The sequence below is a fragment of the Xanthomonas cucurbitae genome, from assembly GCF_002939885.1.
GTDB lineage: Bacteria > Pseudomonadota > Gammaproteobacteria > Xanthomonadales > Xanthomonadaceae > Xanthomonas > Xanthomonas cucurbitae.
The window spans coordinates 1-4,228 of record NZ_MDED01000075.1 but is presented as its reverse complement, the minus strand read 5'-3'; the positions used below and the strand labels follow the sequence as shown (position 1 = coordinate 4,228).

The following is a 4,228-nucleotide window of genomic DNA, read 5'->3' as shown; positions in this document are numbered from 1 at the left end:
GTATGGACGCACGCCCCCATCCGCCCTTCGGGCACCTTCCCCCGCAAGCGGGGGAAGGGAGCGATGGAGAGTCAGTTGCAGGGCCACCGACAGATCACGCGCCGCCAGACTTTCCTTCTTCCGCTGGCGGGAGAAGGTGGCGCGCAGCGCCGGATGAGGGCGGCATCCTCTTACAGGCATGGCAACGCGCGGCATCGGAGTATGGACGCACGCCCCCATCCGCCCTTCGGGCACCTTCCCCCGCAAGCGGGGGAAGGGAGCGATGGAGAGTCAGTTGCAGGGCCACCGACAAATCACGCGCCACCAGACTTTTCTTCTCCCGCTGGCGGGAGAAGGTGGCGCGCAGCGCCGGATGAGGGCAACCGCCAATTCACATGCAGCCATACATCCGCTCTACTGCAAACGGGAAACCGCTGAAGCAGCGTGCTCGCGCTAGTCCGGCAACCAGGCGGCTCGCCAGGTGTCCAGATTGCTGCCGCTGAGAAACCAATCGCGCCGCACGACCTCGCGCAGGGCTGCTCCCTTGGCTCGCGCGCTGTCGGGGTCGGCCAGATGCTCGCGGATCGCGCCGATCCAGTCGCGGTAGCGGTTCTTCACCAGAGTCACCGGCAAGGTGCCCTGGTAGCAACGCACGTCGCTGGCAATCACCGGATAACCGCAGGCACCGTATTCCAGCAGGCGCAGATTGCTCTTGCACGCGTTGAACAGGTTCTGCTCCACCGGCGCCAGCGCCAGGTCCAGATCCAGTGCCGCCAGCGCGGCCGGGTAGTGATCGATCGGCACGCCAGGCTGGAAGCGGTGGATATGCTGGCGCAGCGCAAACGGGTACATCCCCATGAACACCCAGTCCACCTCGCCAGCGAGTTCCTTCACCACCTCGGCAATCAGCTCCAGATCGCCGGTATGGCTGGCGCCACCGGCCCAGCCGATGCGTGGTTTGCCACTTTGGCGCTCGCCTCGCGCCGGCAGAGAGTCCCACCAATGCGGCGGCAGGCGGTTTTCCGCCACGCGAATGTCGCTGTGCAGCCCGGCAAAGGCCTCGGCCAGGGCAGGGGTGGACACCACGAAGCGGTCCACCAGGCCCAGCCCGCGCCGAACGGTCTTGAGAATGTCCTTGGGCATCTGCTCGCGGTGGGCATTCTTCAGCGGCAGATTGGGCAGGTAATCGTCCAGCTCGTAGACCTTGAATGCGCGCGACAGCGCCTTCATCCGCCGCATCGCTTCCAGCCGCGCCTCGCCAACCTGGCGTTGCAGGATCACCACGTCGGGATCCTGACGCGCCAGTTCGGCGATCTCCAGATACCCGTTGAACAGCACGCCTTCGGCCAGTCCGGCCTCGCGCAGGGCGCGCAGCGGCTGGATCACCCGGTAATGCCCGCAGCCTTCGATGTCCGCTGGCAGCCCCATCACCCGCGGCAGCGGCCGCCACGACTGCAGTGGGCGCCAACTGGCGCGCGGATCGGCCAGCTGGAAGCCGGCCCCCGGGTCCAGTGAAAACCCCGGGTTGTAGGCCGGGTCGTTGGCCATCAGCGGCGACCAACGCGCATACATCGCCTCTTCGTCCAGCGCCGTGGCGGCGGGCGTGTCCAGCGGGTCGATCAACAGTTGCGCGCGCGCCGCGAACACATTGAGGTAGCCGGCCTGATGCAGGCGCAGGCAAAGGTCCGCATCGCTCCACGGCGCTAGTTCCGGCTCCAGCGCAAAGCCGCCGGCCTCCAGGAACAGCTGGCGCGGCAACATCAGGCACTCGCCACTCAGCGCGGCGTAGTTCTGGTCCAGCTGCAGGCGTTGCAGATAACCGGAGTCGTCGAAGGCGCTGCCTTCGAACGCGCGTGCCACCGGCGCGCCCAGGCCCAGCAACAGGCCGGCATGGTGCACGGTGCCATCGCCGCGCAGCAGCTTACCGCCGACCGCGCCCACTTCTGGGCGCAGTGCGTGGTTGAGTAATTGCTCCAGCCAATCGGCCTTCATCACTGCCGCGCCTGCGGCCAGCCACAGCAGCACGTCCCCACGCGCATGCTCGGCGGCGGTATTGCAGACTGCTTCGCGGCAGGGCGCGGCGTCGAAACGCAGCACGCGGATTTGCTGCATGCCCATCGCCTCGATACCGGCCAGCCAGTCGCGCAGTGCCGGCTCGGTGCTGCTGCGGTCCAGCAGCAGCACTTCGTAGTGCGGGTAAGCCGTGTTGGCCAGGATGCTTTCCAGGCAGCGCTGCACCTGCGCCAAGCGGCCATCGACCAGCACCAGAATGCTCACCAACGGCTGCTGCGCGTGCCGGTACTCCAGCGCATGACGGCCAGGGCCGGCGCTGTGCACCTGCGCGTCTATATAACCGCGCGCAGCGAGATGACGCGCAATGGCCTGGTGTTCGTCGGCATCGCCATGCCGGGTTTGGGAGGAGGCCGCCAGCAGCGGCTCGGCGATGTGCTGCACAGCGCCGAGCCCGTGGCGTTCGACCAGCCCCAACTGGTAATTCAGCTCGAAGGCCGCGCCTGGACCTGCCGGAAATCCGCCATCGGCCACCAGCGTGGCCTGGCGGAACAGCCAGTGCCGCGACAACGTGGACGGCGCGCTCAGCAGCGCGTCCAGGTACAGCGCCGGCCGCAGCGCCAGCCCCAGTTGGCGGTCGTCCAGCGCCACCACTTCGTCGGCGTACACCGCCTGGCAGGTATCCGGCAGCGCGAGCAGGCCCAACGCCGCCACGGTCAGCCCGCTGAGGGTGAACACGGCACCGGCATCGACCACCAGCACCCAGTCGATGACCTGCTGCGCGGCGATGGCCTGGTTGAGTGCCGGCACCAGGGCGTCGTTGTCGATCAGCACCCCGCGTTCGGCGTTGCTCACCTGCATCGGCGAGGCGCTGAGCACCCAGGTCTGCTGGTTGGGATAGCCGCCGGGCGCCTGCAGGCTGGCCAGCGTGGCGGCCACGGCCTGGGCATCGCCATCGCGGTCGATCAACATCACCGCAATCCGTGGCCCGCCGGCATGCGCCTCCAGGCGGGCATCGATCAATGCACGCTGCGCGGGGGGGGCGTGCCGCATACCCAACCAGGTCGCGGCCGACACCTGCTCGGTCATGCCGGCACTGCGCATCAACGCATTGACCAGATCCACCGACTTGAACACCCGCGCCTTGTGCGAGCCGAGCGGCGCCACGCGCACCTGCCGGTTGTTGCCGCTCTCGCGCCGCCAACCGAGCTGCCGGATGCCTTGGCGCAGGTCCTCATGGCCCTGATCGCCGACCCCGATCTGATCGCGGCCGGCCTGGCTGAACTGCGCGCTGGACACGCGGAAGTGCGTCAGCGGGCTAGCCAGAAACGCCAGGTTGCCGCGGCGCAGCAGCTTGACGTAGATCGCCAGATCACCGACCCAATCGATGGCCTTACCGTCCAACGCCATCAGCTCATCGCCCAACGCCAGCAGATCGGCACGCCGGCACAGCACGCAGCTGGGCTCGCCGATGAAGTTGATGGCGTGGTCGGCCAGGAACGACACCAGCTCCGGACCATCGATCAGTACGTCTTCGTCGAACGGAAAGCTGGTGGCCAGGATGTCCGGCAACGGCGCGCCATCGTCGTCGATGCGTTGCCGCCGCGAGGAAGCCATCACCGTGCCGGGGGTGCGCTCGATCGCTTCCACCAGCTGCGCGATGCAATCGGGCTCCAGCACATCGTCGTCGTGCAGAAACTTCACGTACTCGCCCTGCGCCAGGCCGATTCCCTTGATCGTACTGACGCGCTCGCCAATCCGTGGTGTGTTGCGGTGGTAGCGGATCGGGAACGGGGCGCTCGCCAGCCTGGGCGCCAGCAGCGCCTCGATCGCACCATCGGCATTGTCGTCGCAGATCACAAGCTCCAGCGCCGGATAGGTCTGCGCCAGCACGCTGTCCAACGCGTGAACGAAGTAGCGCGGCTTGTAGGTCGGCATGACGATGCTGACCAAGGCAGAAGAGCTCACGGTCGGTCGTCAGAGTTGAGCATTCAAGAGTTATCCGATATAGACGCGATGCCGGCGCGAATCGGTCCGATCACCGCTGAAGGCAGCGATCATCGAACTGGCCGAACGCCGATGCAATATGCGTGCCGCTCGAAGCATGGTATTTATGAGGTGCGTCGATGGAATGATATCCGTCGAGATCTAAGAGGGTGTTTACATAATTAACCAGTCAGCCGCGCCAGCAGCAATCGCGCTTGAGCCAGCCAAACCCACGCCTCGGCCACCTTGGGCA

At 66.7% G+C, this 4,228-nt stretch carries 1 protein-coding gene; it reads right to left on the bottom strand.

Features of this window, described 5'->3' with window-relative positions; all coding sequences use genetic code 11:
* Positions 1–432 precede the first annotated feature (432 nt).
* Complete coding sequence (locus XcuCFBP2542_RS18505) at positions 433–3,927, bottom strand: glycosyltransferase (RefSeq protein ID WP_104605675.1); 3,495 nt, start codon at positions 3,925–3,927, stop codon at positions 433–435.
* Positions 3,928–4,228 lie beyond the last annotated feature (301 nt).

Coding starts and splice junctions, on each gene's coding strand:
- XcuCFBP2542_RS18505 (WP_104605675.1), bottom strand. CDS start 3,927: ATGCCGACCTACAAGCCGCGCTACTTCGTTCACGCGTTGGACAGCGTG.